The sequence below is a fragment of the Streptomyces sp. BE303 genome, from assembly GCF_036290945.1.
Taxonomy (GTDB): Bacteria; Actinomycetota; Actinomycetes; order Streptomycetales; family Streptomycetaceae; genus Kitasatospora.
Genome location: NZ_JAQYWZ010000207.1, coordinates 1 through 15,667, shown reverse-complemented (window position 1 = coordinate 15,667; position 15,667 = coordinate 1). Strand labels below are relative to the sequence as shown.

Below are 15,667 nucleotides of genomic sequence, written 5' to 3'. Positions count from 1 at the left end.
CGCCCCGTCGTGGTCCGTCCGCGGGCGGACCGCGGGCCGCCCGCGAGCCGATCCGGGGGCCGTCCGCGGCGGGGCGGGGGGCCGTCCGGTGGGGCCCGGGGCCCCACCGCCCCGTTCCACGATGGTGCTACTGTCGCTAGCACCATGCTGCTGAAGCCGGACGCCGCGGACTCCCGCCCGCTGCACGAACAGGTCGCCGGAGCAATCCGCCGCGCCGTTGCCGAGGGCGCGTGCACCCCCGGGGAACGCCTTCCGCCCGCACGGGAGTTGGCGCGGGCCCTGGAGGTCAACGCCAACACCGTGCTGCGCGCCCTGCGGGTGCTGCGGGACGAGGGCGTGCTGGAGTTCCGCCGCGGTCGCGGCATCACGGTCGCCCGGGGCGCCGACCGGCGCTCCGAACTGCTGGACTCGGCACGGCGGTTGGTCGCGGACGCGGCGAACGCCGGCTACAGCAGGGAGGAGCTCGTCGAGATGATCAGGGGGCTGAAGTGAGCGACGGCGTGAACGGCGACAGGCAGGGAGCCGGGGCCGGAACCGGCGGGACGGGCAGCACGGACACGGCGAAGCGGGCCTCCCGGGCCGCCGCGGCGCTCTGGGCCGCCACCGTGGCGGTGCTGCTGCTCGCCCTCCCGTGGGTGGCGCACGGCCGCCTCCCGGACCCCCTGGCCACGCACTGGGACGGCCGGGCGGCCGACGGCTCGATGTCCCTGACCGCGTCCGCGGCCTTCCCGGCGGCGTGCTGGGCGGTCGCGCTCGCCGCGGCGGCCGTCGCCCGGCGGTGGGCCGGAGCGCCCGCGCGGACCTGGGTGGGCGCCGGGCTGGGCTTCGGGGGCGTGCTGCTCGTCGGCGCACAGGCCGCGATCGTCCACGCCAACCTGGACCGCCCGGACTGGCAGCACGCGCGCCCCCTGGGCCCGGAAGTGGCGGCGGTCCTGGCGGCGGCGGTCGCGGCGGGCCTGCTCGGCCCCTGGCTCGCCCACCGGGGCGGCCGGGGACCACGGCCGGCGACGGCCGCCGACGGCCCGCGGCTGGACCTCCCCGCGGGACAGCGGGCGGTCTGGCTCTCCCGGACGGTCAATCCTTGGCTCGGACTGCTCGCCGCCGCCTCCGGGCTCGGCGCGGCCGGGTCCGCGCTGGCCGCGCTCGGCGGGCTGGGCGGCCCGGCGTGGGCGCTCTTCGCCCCGTGCGCGGTCGTCGCGGTCACGGCGGCCGGCTGCTCCTCGGTGCAGGCCCGGGTGACCGAGCGGGGTCTGGACGTGACGTTCGGCCCGTTCGGCTGGCCGGCCCGGCACTGGTCGCCGGCCGACGTCGCGGCCGCCCGGATGGAACGGCGCACCCCGGCCCAGGTGGGCGGCTGGGGCTACCGGCTGAGCGGCCTGGGCACGACGGTGATGCTGCGGCGCGGCGAGTGCCTGGTGGTCCGCCCGCACCGGGGAGTCGAGTTCGCGGTCAGCGTGGACGACGCCGAGCGGGGCGCCGCGCTGCTGAACACCGTGGCCGCCCGCCGGGCCGGCTGACCGGCGCACCCGCAGGACAGCCGTCGTCCCGACGGCCCAACCGGCAACCGGGCACAGCAGGTTGACGCCCCGCCGGCTTCCCGGAGGAGCCCCTCCGCGAACGGGACACTACCGGAGCGGGGCCCCCGGGTGAAGACCTAGATGAAAGTGATTATCAACGCTACTCTGCCTCCGGGCTCGCCACATGACGGTGAGCAGACAGGACTTGCCGCGCACCCCGCGGCGAGCGGGCTGAGGGGCGGTCACCGTGGTGGAGACGAGTCTCGGCAGCGTCCGGAAGACCCCGGTACCGCAGGCGGCGACCTCGCCCCCGCGCCGGGGCTCCGGCCTGCTGACCGGAGCGCTGGTCGTCGCGGCGGTCACCGCCCCGGTGCTGGCCTGGACGTGGGACTCCGGCGGCGTGCGCGCCTGGCGGACCCTGCTGGTGGCGATCGTGGTGCAGGGGCTGCCGTTCCTGGTGCTCGGCACCGTCGTCTCGGCGGCGATCGGCGCCTTCGTACCGGCCCGGGTCTTCACCCGGGTGCTGCCGCGCAACCCCGCGCTGGCCGTCCCGGTCGCCGGGGTCGCGGGCGCCGTGCTGCCCGGCTGCGAGTGCGCGTCCGTGCCGGTGGCCGGGAGCCTGATGCGGCGCGGGGTGGCTCCGGCCGCCGCGCTGGCGTTCCTGCTCTCCGCGCCCGCCATCAACCCGGTCGTCCTGGTCTCCACCGCCATCGCCTTCCCCGACGCCCCCGAGATGGTGCTCGCCCGGCTGGCGGCCTCGCTCGGCACCGCACTCGTCATGGGCTGGCTCTGGGTCGCCTTCGGCCGTCCCGACTGGCTGCGCCTGCCCAAGGGACCGGCCGAACGCGGCGCCGGACGCAACCCGCTGGACGAGTTCCGGCGCGGCCTCCAGCACGACTTCCTGCACGCCGGCGGCTTCCTCGTGGTCGGTGCGGCGGCAGCCGCCACGTTCAACGTGCTCGTCCCGCCGTCCGTGCTCCGCACCTTCTCGGACTCGCCCTGGCTGGGCGTCCCGGCGCTCGCCGTGCTCGCCGTCGTCCTGGCCGTCTGCTCGGAGGCGGACGCCTTCGTCGCCGCCTCGCTCACCGGCTTCTCCCCCACCGCCCGGCTGGCGTTCATGGTGGTCGGCCCGATGGTCGACCTCAAACTGATCGCCCTCCAGTCGGGATCCTTCGGCCGGGCCTTCGCCGTGCGCTTCTCCTCCGCGACCTTCGTGGTCGCCGTCGTCGCCAGCGTCCTGACCGGGGCCGTCCTGCTCTGACCCCGCCGACGCCCTCGTCCGTGCCCGCGCCCGCTCCGGCGGGCCCGAGCACCCGGGGCCGACGACGGACCGACGCACGCCGAACCGCTCACCGCTGCCCCAGGCCGAAGACCGCAGACCCCGGGCCCGGACCCGCATCCTCCACCGGGACCGCCCGCCCGGGCCGCGCCGGCGAAGCGCGCCGGCCCGGCGAAACGCGCCGACCACGCGTCGGCCAGATGCGACAGGAGTACCGAAGGTGCACACCATCGACCCGCCGGGCCGCACCGCCCGGCGCCCGCACCCCCACGCCCACGGCCCCGACCCGCTGCACGCCTCCCCCGCTCCGGGCCGGGGAGGACGGCGGTGAACGCCCCCGGCCGAACGCTGCGCGCCCGCGTCCGAGGGCTCGCGCCGTCGCTCCTGCTGGCTCTGGTCGGCACCGCCCTGCTGCGGATCACCGTGGGCAGCGACGTCTTCCTCCAGTACGTCAAGGAGGAACTGCGGATCCCGCTGGTCGCCACCGGGGTCATCCTGCTCGCGCTGGGCATCGCCGGGACGGCGGTGCGGCTGACCGAGCGGCGCCGGGAGCCCGTCCTGGAGTTCCGCCGGGACGCCGAGGGCAACGCCCAGTGGCACCGGCCGGCCTCGGGCCACGACCACACCGGCCGGGACGGCACCGGGGGCGGGGACGACCCCGGGCACGAGCACGCCCACGGCCACAGCCACGAGCACGGGCCGCGGGTGGCCTGGCTGCTCACCGTGCCGGCCGTGCTGCTGCTCTGCTTCACCCCGCCGGCGCTCGGCTCGTTCACCGCCTCGCGCGAGGGCACCGACGCCGCCGTCGACGCCGCCGCCTACGTCGCGCTGCCCGACCCTCAGCCCGCCGTGGCGGCGGCGGTGAACGTGCCGACGCCGATGGCGCTGGCCGAGTTCATCGCGCGCAGCCGCGACCCCCGGCAGGGCCTGGCCGACCGCCCGGTCCGGCTGACCGGGTTCGTGACCCCCGGCACCGCCCCCGGCGAGTGGTACCTCAACCGCCTGGTCGCCAGTTGCTGCGCCGCGGACGCCCGGCGGCTGCGGATCCTGGTGCAGGCCGAGGGGCCGACTCCGGCCACCGACAGCTGGGTCGAGCTGACCGGCGTCTGGCACCCCACGCCGGACGCGTCCGCCACGGCGGCGCCACGGCTCGACGCCAGGGAGCAGCACGGCGTCCCGCAGCCGCGGGCGCCGTACCGGGACACACCGCCCTCCTCGGAGAGCTGAGGCACCACGGCCCGCCGTGGCGGGTCCCGGCGGTGGGCCGTCGGTGGCGGGGCTCCGGGCCGGGCCGCGGCGGTCCGGCCCGGAGCCCCCGCCACGGCGGTTCGACCCCGTGTGCCTCTCACGCTCCGGTCCGGCGCGTCAGCCCTTGCGCTTCGGGCGGCCTCGCCGGGCCACCCCGGAGCTGCCGCCGGAGCCCGAACCCGAGCCGCGCGGACGCCCGCCGGCGGCCCGGTTCCCGGCCGTCCTGGCACCGGCACCGGTACGCCCCGCGCCCGCCTTGCCCCCGCCGGACCTGCCCGCGCCGGACTTCCCGCCGGCGGGCGACTGCTTCGCCGGCGCGGCGGCGGCCGGAGCGGTCTGGCCCCGGCCGCGCGAGCTGTTGACCGTCCGGCCCCGGACGATCCCGATGAACTCCTCCACCAGATCGGTGGTCTGCTCCTCCGGCCACGACAGCGCCACCTGGGACTGGGCCGCGTCCGGCACCGGCCGGAAGGTGAGGTCCCGGCGGTGGTGCAGCCGGGCCAGCGACTGCGGGACGAGCAGCACGCCCACCCCGGCCGCCACCAGCTCGATCGCGTCGGCCGTGCTCGCGGGCCGCTCGACGGCCGCCCGCCCGGGCAGCGCGTCCCATGCGAGGGTGTCGTCCAGCGGGTGGAAGACCACCTCGTCGGCCAGGTCGCCGAGGCCCACCTCCTCCGCCGCCGCCAGCCAGTGGTCCTTGGGGAACACCACGACCGTCACCTCGGTGTACAGCGGGATGGCGCTGAGGCCGGTCCGGTCGACCGGCAGTCTCACCAGGCCGGCGTCCGCTCCCCCGGCCCGGAGCGTCGGCTCGGCCTCGGCCGCCTCCACCGCGACCAGGCCGAGCGGGACGTCCGGCAGCCGGTCCGCCCAGACGCGCGCCCACTTGCCGGGCGTCACGCCCGGGACGTACGCCAGCCGGAACGAAGGTGTCACCTGCATCTCTGTCACCCGGGTAAGGCTACCGACCGTGGCAGGGGGTGCCGTCCGCTCGCTTACCCTGGTGACCATGACATCGCTCAAGCAGAAGACCACGCAGACCATGAAGCCGGCGACGGCGGCGAAGAAGCTCGGGGTCTACCTCGGCGCCACCCCTGCCGACTTCCAGTCGGGCGTGATCTCCCGCGAGGAGCTCACCGCCCTCCAGTCCGAGCCGCCCCAGTGGCTCCAGGACCTGCGCCGCAACGGCCCGCACCCGCGGTCCGTGGTGGCCAACCGGCTCGGCGTCTCGGTCGCGGGCCTGGCCCGCGGCGGCGTCACCGAGGCCATCACCTCGGAGCAGATCGACGCTCTGCGCGAGGAGAACCCGGACTGGCTGCAGCGTGAGCGCACCATCCAGGCCGAGGTGCGCCGTGAGACCGTGCGGGTCAAGGAGAAGCACGAGAAGGAGGAGAAGCAGCGGCAGAAGGCCGAGGCGGCGGCCCAGCGCGGCCAGGCCCGCTGACCGGCGGCACTCCGCTCCTTCCCGTCGCTCGTTCGGCCCTGTCCGTTCGTTCGAGTCCATCGCCCGTTCGGCCCTGTCCGTTCGTTCGACCTCGTCGGTCGCCCGGCTCCGGCCGGCCGGCCGGCACCGGTTCGGCACCCGCCGTCCCCCCGGCCCTCCGGCGTTCGCGCCGGAGGGCCGTCGCACGTCCGGAACCGGCTCCGCCGGGAGGGCCCCGAGCACCCGCAGGTCGCACACGGCCGACCCGCCGTACGCCGTCGCACCACCCCGACCGACGAGAACGGCCCCGGCGGCCCGAGCGGGGCGGGCGGGCGGACCGCCGGCCGGGTGGCAGCACGGAGCCGAGCGGGTGACCCGCCCGACGTGTCGGCGGCGACACGGCGACCCCGGCGTGCGTCGGTGGGAACGCGCCGCTCTCCAGCGGCGTGCGCCCCTGTCCCCGGACCTGAGAGCCGCCGATGCCCCCCACCGCGCAGCTGCGCCGCCTGCTCCCCACCGCCGTCTGCACCCTGGCCGCCGTCCTCGCCGCCCCGGCCGCGCACGCCGCGCCACCGGGCCCGGGAGGCGGAACGAGTGCGAACCGGGGGGCCGGGATCGACTGGGACCGGGTGGCGGCCTGCGAGAGCAGCGGGAACTGGCACGTCAACACCGGCAACGGCTACTTCGGCGGCCTCCAGTTCGACCAGCCCACCTGGCGGGAGAACGGCGGCCTCGCCTACGCCCCCCGCGCCGACCTGGCCACCCGCGAGGAACAGATCGCCGTGGCCCACCACCTCGCCGGGAAGCGCGGCCTCGCCCCGTGGCCGGTCTGCGGGGCCCGCGCCGGCCGGACCGGAGAGCGCCCGCCCGTCACCACCCGACCCGGGACCGCCCCCGCCCCGTCGGAGTCCGCCGACGCCGCCCCGGCCGACACCACCGCCTCCGCCGGCGCGGCGTCCTCCGTCGACGCCGCAGACCCGGCCGACTCCACCGACGCCGGGACGGGCGCCGCCTCCGGTCCCGCCGCGCCGCCCCCCGCCGACCGTCCCGCCACCTGGACGGTGCGCGACGACGACACCCTCGACACCATCGCCGGCCTGCTCCGGCTGCCCGGCGGCTGGCCGGCCCTGTACGAGCGGAACCGCACCGCACTCGGCGACGACCCCGACCTGATCCGGCCCGGGCAGCAACTGGTCCTGCCGCTCTGACGCCCCGCAGCCGGCCGGCGCCCCCTCACCGGGGACGCCGGCCGCTCCCGTTGCGGCCCCCGCCGAAGGGCGCGCGGCGCCTCTGCGGACGCCGGAGCGCTCGCGCCGCCGTCAGGCCGCGGCCCTCGGGGCGGCCGGACGGGCGGCGAAGGAGACGGCCTCCATCAGCCGCCGGTGCCCGGTCTTCTGGACGGCGGCGATCCGCCAGACCGCCTCACCGCTCGTCCACGCGCGGACCAGCGTGTAGGTGGCGACCTTGCCCAGCCGGCCCGGGCGGCCCTTGTAGGTGTCGCCGACGGTGACCACCACGGCGACGTCCGGCCCGTAGAAGCGGACCTCGGTGATCTCCAACGCCAGCCTGGTGCCCTTGAGGAAGGTCTCGAAGAGCTCCTGGTGGGCGCGCCCGATCTCCGCGCCGCCGCGGTAGACGGTGCCGAGGTAGGTGACGTCGGTCGCGTCGGAGGTGAACAGCTCGCCGTACGCCGTACCGTCGGCGCGGTCCCATGCGTCCCGGGCGCGCTCCAGCACGGCGCGGACCTCGGCGAGCTCGGTGCGGTCGGTGCGGTCAGCAGGATCGACGTTCACAGGTGCCCCCCATAGAAACTTCCCAGAAGAAGCTACTTCTTCAAGGATTTATCTTCCCTGAAGAAGGGATTAGGCAGGGGAGGTCCACCCGTCAACCCGCGGGCGGACGAACGGGCGGTTGAGGTGCGCGGTGGCGAGGACGGCCCCGGTACGGCGGGCGTCGTCCAGAAGCCGCACACGGGTGCGGCGGGCCGTCGCGGGATCCGCCTCGAAGGCGTAGCCGACCTCCGGGGCGGCCAGCTGCACCGCGTGGACCAGGACGTCCCCGGTGACCAGCAGCCGCTGGCCACCGCCTTCGACCAGCACCGACTGGTGCCCCGGGGTGTGCCCGGGCGTGGGCAGCAGGGTGACGGCGCCGCCGGACCCGCGCCCACCGGCACCCGCGAGCACCGTCCGACCGTCCGCCTCGTGCAGCAGTCCGGCCCGGCGCAGCGGCTCCACGACGTACGTCATCGCCGTACGGGTCGGGGCGAGCGCCGCGATCTCGGCGCGCTGCACCACGTACCGGGCGTTCGGGAAGACCGGCACGCCGTCGGGCAGGACCGACCAGCCGAAGTGGTCCTCGTGCAGGTGGGTCAGGACCACGGCCTCGACGTCCGCCGGCCCGATCCCGGCGGCGGCCAGCACCCGGGGCAGCCGGCCGGGAACGGGCGCCCAGGCCGACGCCGGGCTGCCGACCGGCCCGACGCCGGCGTCGACCAGGGTGACCCGGCCTCCGGGCCGGCGGACGGCGAAGCAGCGGAAGTCCAGCTCCCAGGTGTCGCCCGGGCCGAAGGCCGCCGGGTCGAGGTCGCGGGCCCGCTCCCAGTCGGCCGGGGAGGCGGCCGGGAAGACGGCCTGCCGGGTGCCGGGGAACGGGCCGTGCGCGTCCAGCAGGGCCAGCACCTCGTACCGGCCGAGCCGCCGCGCGGCTGCGCCGCCCCCGGCGGAGGACGCCACCGCCGAGGTCCCCTCGGCGAACGGCCCCGCACCGGACGACTCGACCCCGGACGGCTCGGCCCCGGACGGCTCGGCGGCGGACGCGGGCGGGCCGGCGAGCGACCAGAGGGCGGCGGTGCCGGCGGCGGCGAAGGCGGCGACGAAGGCGCCGCGCAGGACCTGACGGCGGGCGGGGTGGTCGGACGGATCGTTCACCGGTGCTCCTCGGGGCTCTGGTCGGACGGGCCGGTGGCGCGGGACGGGACGGGGTCCACGCGGGGGCAGGTGGGCCGGCGCCCTGACCCCCGTCCGGGGCGCCGGCAGGACCAAGGCTCCCGCCGCGAGCCGCCCCGCGGCTTGTCGTTTCTTGCGCGATCCGTCCGTGCCCGCGCAACCGGCGACAGCCGCCGCCCGCGCGAGTAGGGTGCGCGCATGCCGGTCGACCGCACCTGCCTGCTGAACGGCGACGACCTGTACGTCGCGGACGTCCGCTGCCAGGACCCCCCGCACGGCTGGACGGAGCTGCGACCGGCCACCGTGTTCGGCCTGGTGATGGTGCGCCGGGGGCTGTTCCGGGGCCGGATCGACGGCGTCGAGCAGCTGCTCGACCCGGCCACCGTCTACGTCGAGCGGATGGGCAGCGAGCAGCAGTTCGCGCACCCGTGCGGTGGCGACGCCTACACCGAGCTGGTGTTGTCCGAGCCGCAGGTGGCGGCACTGCTGGGCGGCGACCCCGAGGTGCCGGAGGGGCTGGTGTTCACCACTCCCCGGACGGCACTCGCGCAGCGGCTGCTCACCGCCCGGGCGCGCGACGGCGCCGACTCCTTCGAACTCGCCGAGCGCGCCGTCGCGTTGGCCGCCGAGGTGCTGACCACGCTGGCCCCGGCGCGGGTGGCGAGCGGTCGGCCCGGCCGGGACGCGGACCGGCGCCGGGTGGTGGACGCCGCGCGCGCCGCGCTGGCGGCCGATCTCGGCCTGGGCCTGGAACAGCTCGGGCGGGCGGTCGGCTGCTCCCCGCACCACCTCAGCCGGATCTTCCGGGCCTCCACCGGCGAGGGCCTCGCCCGCTACCGCAACCGGCTGCGGGTCACTCTGGCCCTGGAACGGCTGACCGAGGGCGAGACACGGCTGGCCGTGCTCGCCCAGGAGCTCGGCTTCGCCGACCAGGCGCACCTGACCCGGGTCGTCGGTCGCACCGCCGGTCTGCCGCCCGGGAGGCTGCGGGTGCTGCTGGGGCCGGTCGGCTCGGTCCCGTCGTCCGCCTGACGGCCGCACACCGCTTCGTTCCGCGTCCCCTCGCCCGCGTCCCCTCGTCCCGTCGGCCTCCCGTCGGCCCGGCCGGGCGGCGCACGGGGCCGGGCGCGTAGGCTCGGCGGATGCCCACGATGCCGCCCCCGCTGACCCGCCTGCACGACCGCGAGGCGCTCGCCGACCGGTTCCGCCACGACCCGGAGCTGCACCTCTTCGAACTCGGCGACCTCGACGATCCGTTCTGGCCGCACACCACCTGGTACACCCTCGCGGACGGCTCGGACGACGGCTCGGACGAGGGCACGGGGGAGGGCCCGGTCGCGCTGCTGTACGGAGTGGGCGAGTTGCCCACCCTGCTCGGCCTCACCCGGCCCGAGCGGCACGGGCACCTCACCGAGCTGCTGCGCGCGATGGGCCCGGTGCTGCCGGACCGGTTCCTCGCCCACCTCACCGGCGGCGGCGCGGAGGCGCTCGCGCCCGGGTACCGCGTCGAGCACCGGACGGCGATGCTGCGGATGGCGCTCACCGACCGCACCGCCCTGGGCACCGGTGCCGGTTCGTGGCAGGTCGGCCCGCTCGGCGCTCCGGACCTGGCGGACCTGCTCGCCCTCTTCGCCGCCGGCTACCCCGGCAACTGGTTCGACGAGCGGATGTTGACGACCGGCCCCTACGTCGGGGTCCGGGACGCCGACGGCCGGCTCGTCGCGGCCGCCGGCGTGCACGTCCACTCCCCCGCCCACCGGGTCGCGGTGATCGGCAACGTCACCACCCACCCGGAGTTCCGCGGCCGGGGGCTCGCCGCCGCCTGCACCACCCGCCTCTGCGAGGTGCTGTCGCCGACCACCGACCACATCGGCCTCAACGTCCGGGCCGACCACCCGACCGCCGTCTCGCTCTACGGGCGCCTGGGCTTCACCACCGTCACCGCCATCGACGAGTGCGTGATCGCGGCAGTCTGACGGGCTGCCCGCACGCCGCCCGGGCCCGTCGGCGCGTCCGCGCGCGCGTCCCCCGTGCGTCCGTACCTGTGTGCGCGGGAAGTCGGACCGGCCGACTTCCCGCGCACGGGCGCACGGGTCTTCCCGTGTCAGGGCGTCAGCGGGTCACCGGCCAGGAGAGGGCGGAGGTGAGGCGGACCCGCAGGGCGGGGTCCAGGACGGCGGGCGTCGGGTCGGTGGCGGTGGCGGTGAGGGTGTGGACCCGGCCGCGCGGGCCGGGGAGCGGCACGGTGACGAGGTCGACGGCGGTGCGGCCCCGCAGCTGCCGGAGTTCGCGGCCGTCCAGGGACCACCGGACCGCGGTGCCCGTGACCGGGAGGTCGACGGTGAGCCGGTCGGCCCTGGTGAGCGGGGCGCCGGCGGGAGTGGGGCTGGTGAGCGGGACGGCGTGCCGGTAGAAGCCGGCGATCATCGCCTCGCGGCCCGGCAGGTTGAACTCGCGGCCGAGCGACCTCATGATCGAGTTCTCCGTCGGCCGGTAGAGCCCCCTGGGGTAGTACCCGCCGCCCTCGTACGCGCCGACGACGCCGCCGTCCGGCGAGGTCCGGCCGAGCCAGCGGTACCACTTGGCGTGTTCGCGGGCCAGCCGGTCGGCGAGCAGGGTGCTGATGTTGGGCTCGCCCGGCTCCCCCTCCTCGGCCGGGTAGGTGTCGGTGCCTTCGTAGAAGTACTCGTCGGCGAGCTTGCCCAGCGAGTGGCCGGTCTCGTGCACGGCGATCTGCCCGGACCTGGCGTTGCTCCCGGCGACGGTGGCGATGCCGTCGTAGCCGAGCGGGGACGCCACGTTGTAGCCCGCGCCGCCGTACTTGGCGGTGTTGGCGACGACGAGGACGAGGTCGGCCCGGGGCGCCTTGGCGGCGTACCTCTCGACCGCCCCGGTGTCGACGCAGAGCAGCCGTTCGATGTCCTCGCACCAGAAGTAGGAGCCCAGCGCGGTGTTGCGGACGGTGGCGCGGTCCGGGTCCCCGGTGATGCCGGAGTCGGTGGAGACGGTGGAGACGGCCCAGACGTTGAAGAGGCCGCGATAGGCGGCGTACGGCTCGACGGCGCTCGTCTCCTGCCACTTGGCGACGGCGTCGGCGCGGAACTTCTCCTGCTCGGCGGCGGTGTAGCCGTCACCGATGACGACCACGTCGAGCTTGTCGGCGGTCGCGCCGCTGCGGAGGATCGGGGTGACCTCGCCGTCCCCGGCGGCGGGTGCGATGCCCGGCCGGGCGCCGGCGAGGTACGGGGAGGTGCCGGGCACGGTCGCGTGGCCGGCGGGGCCGTCCTCGCCGAAGACCTCGACCCGGTGGCGCGGGCCGCTGCCCGGCTCGGCGGCGGAGCTTGCGGCCGGGACCGCCCCGAGGGCCGCGAGGGCCAGGGCGCCGGTCAGGACGATCGAGCCGAACCTTCGGTTGCGCACGGGAGTTGCTCCTCTGAGGGGGAGGGCCGATGATCCGCCATGCTATGCACCTGACAACCCGTCGGCACAAGGCCCGCGCACCCTCGCACCCTCCCCCCTCGCGAACCGGGTGCCGGGTCCCGGGTCCCGGCGGCGCCCGGGTTCCCGGCCCGCGTGCGTCTCAGCCCACGTGGACACGGGGCCGGCGCGAGCGGTCGGGCTCGGCCTCGCGCAGCACCTCGCGGGTGACCGGCGCGACCTCGCCCTGCCCGAACAGGAAGAACCGCAGGAACTGCGCGAACGGGTTGCCCTCGGTCCACTCGAAGTAGATGTGCGGCTGCTGCCCGGTCCGGTCCCGGGCGGTGAGCAGCAGCGCGGCCAGCGCGTTGGGGACGCTGGAACTCTCCAGCCTGAGCACCCGGTAGCGGTCGTGCAGCACCTCGCCGTGGACAGTCAGCACCGACTCGAACTCGGACGGGTCACGGACCGTCACCTCGACGAAGACCAGGTCGTCCTCGGCGGGGATGTCGTTGTCCGTCCGGATCTGCCGCTTCTTCTCCTGGTACTCCGCGAGGTCCCGGCGGTGGGGCTCGTTGGCGATCAGCCGCAGCGGCCGGTGGGTGTAGTCGCGGACGAAGCGCTCGGCGGCCTCGTCGAGCACGACGTCGGTGACCCGCAGCTCGAACGCGCGCTTGAGCCGGGAGAGCAGCGAGACCAGCACGATCGCGGCGATGAAGCAGGCTCCGATCTTCACGCCGTCGGGCCGCTCGGCGATGTTGAGCGCCGTGGTGTAGACGAAGACCGCCGCGATCACCGCGAAGCAGGCGGTCCGGCCCCGCTCGCGGGCGGCGTGGGCGGCGATGGTGACGGCGATGGCCGCCGAGCTGATCAGCACCAGCACGCCGGTCGCGTACGCGCCGCCCTGGGCGTCCACGCTGGCGTCGAAGATCCAGGTGACCAGGAAGGCGATCAGGGTCAGCACGATCACCATCGGGCGGACGGCGCGGGCCCAGTGCGGGGCCATGCCGTACCGGGGCAGGTAGCGCGGCAGCAGGTTGAGCATGCCCGCCATCGCGGAGGCGCCGGCGAACCACAGGATGGCGATGGTGGAGAGGTCGTAGACGGTGCCGAAGGCGTTGCCGAGGTACTCGTGCGCCAGGTAGGCGAGCGCGCGGCCGTTGGCCTCCCCGCCGGGCTCGAACGCCTCCTTCGGGATCAGCAGGGTGGTGATGAGGCTGGTGGTGATCAGGAAGACGCTCATGATCAGCGCCGCGGTGGTGAGCAGCTTCCGCGCACCGCGGATCCGGCCGGTGGGGCGTTCCTCGGTGTCGTCCGGGTCGCCCTCGATGTGCGGCATCACGGCGACGCCGGTCTCGAACCCGGAGAGGCCGAGCGCCAGCTTCGGGAAGGTGATCAGAGCGACGCCGACCATCGCCACCGCGTTGCCGTGCTCGGCGGTGAGCGCCTCCGTCCAGTCCGTCACCAGGGTCGGGGACTCGACGACGTGGTAGAGGCCGGTGACCACGACGACGACGTTGAGCGCGAGGTAGATCCCGACCAGGACGACCGCCACCCCGATCGCCTCGCTGAAGCCCTTCAGGAAGACGGCGCCGAGCAGGCCGACCAGGATCAGGGTGACCAGGACGTGCCGACCGGCGAGGGCGTCGGCCAGGTGCGGGTTCTCGACCATGTGGGCGGTGGCGTCCGCCGCGGACAGGGTGATGGTGATCATGAAGTCGGTGGCCGCGAAGCCGAGCAGGGCGAGCACGAAGAGCTTGCCCTGCCAGAACGAGAGCAGCCGCTCCAGCATCGCGATCGAGCCCTCGCCGTGCGGGCTCTCCCGGGCCACCCTGCGGTAGACCGGCAGCGCGCCGAAGAGGGTGACGGCGACGAGTACCACGGTCGCCACCGGGGAGAGCAGACCGGCCGCGAGGGCCGCGATGCCCGGCTGGTAGCCGAGGGTGGAGAAGTAGTCGAGACCGGTCAGGCACATCACGCGCCACCAGGGGCGGCCCTGCTCGACCGGGAGCTGGGCGTGCGGGCCCGGGTGCTGCTTGGCCCGGTCGGCGAGCCCCTCCAGCAGCCAGGCCCGGCAGCGCTGCCGGGCCGATGCCCCCGACGCCCCCGGTGGCCCCGACGCCCCCGGCGTCCCGGCACTCCGCCGGGCGGCGCGCCCCGCGCCGCCGGCCTCGCCACGGCCGCGGGCCCGGCCCTCGCCCCCTCCTTCGCCCTCGCCCGACCCGACCGCACCCGACGAAGCCACCCTGCACTCCCGTCCACGTCCCGAAGCCGCGCGCCGCCGGGGCGACGGCCAGCCGCAGGCTACGCGACCGGCCCCGTCACCTCCGGGAACGCCTCGGCGGAGTCCCCTCGTCGGTCCAGTCGTGAACGCCCGCGGCCCCGGAACCGGACGGTTCGGGGCCGCGGGCGGCCGGGCGGCGACCCGGCTCAGCGGAAGGTGCGCAGGCGCAGGCTGTTGCCGACCACGAAGACCGAGGAGAACGCCATCGCCCCGCCCGCGATCATCGGGTTGAGCAGGCCGGCGGCGGCCAGCGGGAGCGCGGCCACGTTGTAGCCGAAGGCCCAGAACAGGTTGCCCTTGATGGTGGCCAGGGTCCGGCGGGAGAGCCGGATCGCGTCGGCGGCCGAGCGCAGGTCGCCGCGGACGAGCGTCAGGTCGGCGGCCTCGATGGCGGCGTCGGTGCCGGTGCCCATGGCGAGGCCGAGGTCGGCCCGGGCGAGCGCGGCGGCGTCGTTGACCCCGTCGCCGACCATGGCGACGACCCGTCCCTCGGCCTGGAGCCGCCGGACGACGGCCACCTTGTCCTGCGGGAGCACCTCGGCGATCACGTCCTCGGCGGCGATGCCGACCTCGGCGGCGACGGCCTCCGCGACGGCCCGGTTGTCCCCGGTGAGCAGGACGGGCCGCAGACCGAGCGCCCGCAGGTGCGCGACGGCCTCGGCGCTGGTCGGCCGCACCGCGTCGGCGACCTCCAGGACGGCCCGGGCCGCGCCGTCCCAGCCGACCGCGACGGCGGTCCGGCCGGCCGCCTCGGCGGCGCGCTTGGCCTCGGCGAGCGGCGCCGGAAGGTACTGCGCCCAGTCGGCCAGGAGGGCTTCCCGGCCGGCCACCACGGCGTGGCCGTCGACGACGCCCTGCACGCCGAGCCCCGGGATGTTCTCGAACCCTTCGACGGCGGGCAGCGGGCCCACCTTCTCGGCGGCGGCCGCGGCGACGGCGGCGGCGATCGGGTGCTCGGAGGCGTGCTCCAGCGCACCGGCCAGCCGCAGGACCTCGGTCTCGGTGACGCCCTCCGCGGTGCGGACGGCGAGCAGGGTCATCCGGCCGGTGGTGACGGTGCCGGTCTTGTCCAGCACGATCGTGTCGACCCTGCGGGTGGATTCGAGCACCTCAGGGCCCTTGATCAGGATGCCGAGCTGGGCTCCGCGTCCGGTGCCGACCATCAGCGCGGTCGGGGTGGCCAGGCCGAGGGCGCACGGGCAGGCGATGATCAGCACGGCGACCGCGGCGGTGAAGGCCGCGGTCCAGCCCTCGCCGGTGCCGAGCCAGTAGCCGAAGGTGGCCAGGGCCAGGACGATCACGATCGGGACGAAGACGGCGGAGATCCGGTCGGCGAGCCGCTGGGCGGCGGCCTTGCCGTTCTGGGCGTCCTCGACCAGCCGGGCCATCCGGGAGAGCTGGGTGTCGGCGCCCACCCGGGTGGCCTCGACCACCAGCCGGCCGCCCGCGTTGACGGTGGCGCCGGTGACGGCGTCGCCGACCGCGACCTCGACCGGAACCGACTCGCCGGTCAGCATCGAGGCGTCCACGGCGGAGGCGCCCTCGACCACCACC

General features: G+C 76.3%; 14 protein-coding genes. 8 read left to right on the top strand and 6 right to left on the bottom strand.

Annotation, left to right across the window (positions count from 1 at the left end; translation table 11 throughout):
* Positions 1-144: 144 nt before the first annotated feature.
* The 4 genes from PUR56_RS01245 (at position 145) to PUR56_RS01230 (ending at position 4,023) form a co-directional block, all read left to right on the top strand.
* Positions 145-492: a GntR family transcriptional regulator gene (locus tag PUR56_RS01245; RefSeq protein ID WP_329947477.1), complete on the top strand. Its 348-nt coding sequence runs from the start codon at positions 145-147 to the stop codon at positions 490-492.
* On the top strand, positions 489-1,517 hold the full coding sequence (locus PUR56_RS01240; RefSeq protein ID WP_329947476.1) for a DUF1648 domain-containing protein: 1,029 nt from the start codon (positions 489-491) through the stop codon (positions 1,515-1,517). Before PUR56_RS01245 ends, PUR56_RS01240 begins: the two co-directional genes overlap by 4 nt.
* A 250-nt stretch (positions 1,518-1,767) precedes the next feature.
* Positions 1,768-2,778, top strand: a complete 1,011-nt coding sequence (locus tag PUR56_RS01235; RefSeq protein ID WP_380362040.1) for a permease — start codon at positions 1,768-1,770, stop codon at positions 2,776-2,778.
* A 345-nt stretch (positions 2,779-3,123) separates the two neighbouring features.
* The gene (locus PUR56_RS01230; RefSeq protein WP_329947474.1) at positions 3,124-4,023 is read left to right on the top strand and encodes a TIGR03943 family putative permease subunit; all 900 of its coding nucleotides are present in this window, start codon (positions 3,124-3,126) and stop codon (positions 4,021-4,023) included.
* Positions 4,024-4,161: 138 nt separating this feature from the next.
* Here PUR56_RS01230 and PUR56_RS01225 read toward each other — a convergent pair whose 3' ends face one another.
* On the bottom strand, positions 4,162-4,995 hold the full coding sequence (locus tag PUR56_RS01225; RefSeq protein WP_443034419.1) for a LysR family substrate-binding domain-containing protein: 834 nt from the start codon (positions 4,993-4,995) through the stop codon (positions 4,162-4,164).
* Between the two features lie 58 nt (positions 4,996-5,053).
* Here PUR56_RS01225 and PUR56_RS01220 point away from each other — a divergent pair, with 58 nt between their 5' ends.
* Together PUR56_RS01220 and PUR56_RS01215 are read left to right on the top strand one after the other, a co-directional pair.
* A complete protein-coding gene (locus PUR56_RS01220) occupies positions 5,054-5,488 on the top strand; it encodes a DUF5997 family protein (protein WP_329876817.1) in 435 nt (144 codons plus the stop codon).
* A 458-nt stretch (positions 5,489-5,946) separates the two neighbouring features.
* Positions 5,947-6,675: a transglycosylase family protein gene (locus PUR56_RS01215; RefSeq protein WP_329947473.1), complete on the top strand. Its 729-nt coding sequence runs from the start codon at positions 5,947-5,949 to the stop codon at positions 6,673-6,675.
* 111 nt (positions 6,676-6,786) lie between these two features.
* Here the strand turns inward: PUR56_RS01215 and PUR56_RS01210 are convergent, their stop codons facing one another.
* Complete coding sequence (locus tag PUR56_RS01210) at positions 6,787-7,260, bottom strand: SgcJ/EcaC family oxidoreductase (RefSeq protein ID WP_329947472.1); 474 nt, start codon at positions 7,258-7,260, stop codon at positions 6,787-6,789.
* Positions 7,261-7,329: 69 nt separating this feature from the next.
* On the bottom strand, positions 7,330-8,394 hold the full coding sequence (locus tag PUR56_RS01205) for an MBL fold metallo-hydrolase (protein WP_329947471.1): 1,065 nt from the start codon (positions 8,392-8,394) through the stop codon (positions 7,330-7,332).
* A gap of 216 nt (positions 8,395-8,610) precedes the next feature.
* On the opposite strand from PUR56_RS01205, the gene PUR56_RS01200 reads away from it, so the two are divergent.
* Together PUR56_RS01200 and PUR56_RS01195 are read left to right on the top strand one after the other, a co-directional pair.
* The gene (locus PUR56_RS01200) at positions 8,611-9,444 is read left to right on the top strand and encodes a helix-turn-helix transcriptional regulator (protein WP_329947470.1); all 834 of its coding nucleotides are present in this window, start codon (positions 8,611-8,613) and stop codon (positions 9,442-9,444) included.
* Between the two features lie 110 nt (positions 9,445-9,554).
* Entirely contained in the window at positions 9,555-10,388 is an 834-nt protein-coding gene (locus PUR56_RS01195) for a GNAT family N-acetyltransferase (protein ID WP_329876827.1), read from the top strand.
* Positions 10,389-10,524: 136 nt separating this feature from the next.
* Here PUR56_RS01195 and PUR56_RS01190 read toward each other — a convergent pair whose 3' ends face one another.
* From PUR56_RS01190 to PUR56_RS01180, 3 genes are all read right to left on the bottom strand, one after another.
* The gene (locus tag PUR56_RS01190; RefSeq protein ID WP_329947469.1) at positions 10,525-11,832 is read right to left on the bottom strand and encodes a M64 family metallopeptidase; all 1,308 of its coding nucleotides are present in this window, start codon (positions 11,830-11,832) and stop codon (positions 10,525-10,527) included.
* A 160-nt stretch (positions 11,833-11,992) separates the two neighbouring features.
* Positions 11,993-13,894 (bottom strand): amino acid transporter, encoded by a 1,902-nt coding sequence (locus tag PUR56_RS01185; protein WP_329947496.1) that lies wholly within the window; start codon positions 13,892-13,894, stop codon positions 11,993-11,995.
* A gap of 365 nt (positions 13,895-14,259) precedes the next feature.
* On the bottom strand, positions 14,260-15,667 hold a 1,408-nt coding region (locus PUR56_RS01180; RefSeq protein ID WP_329947468.1), incomplete at its 5' end, for a heavy metal translocating P-type ATPase.

Coding starts and splice junctions, on each gene's coding strand:
- PUR56_RS01220 (WP_329876817.1), top strand. CDS start 5,054: ATGACATCGCTCAAGCAGAAGACCACGCAGACCATGAAGCCGGCGACG.
- PUR56_RS01200 (WP_329947470.1), top strand. CDS start 8,611: ATGCCGGTCGACCGCACCTGCCTGCTGAACGGCGACGACCTGTACGTC.
- PUR56_RS01195 (WP_329876827.1), top strand. CDS start 9,555: ATGCCCACGATGCCGCCCCCGCTGACCCGCCTGCACGACCGCGAGGCG.
- PUR56_RS01245 (WP_329947477.1), top strand. CDS start 145: ATGCTGCTGAAGCCGGACGCCGCGGACTCCCGCCCGCTGCACGAACAG.
- PUR56_RS01215 (WP_329947473.1), top strand. CDS start 5,947: ATGCCCCCCACCGCGCAGCTGCGCCGCCTGCTCCCCACCGCCGTCTGC.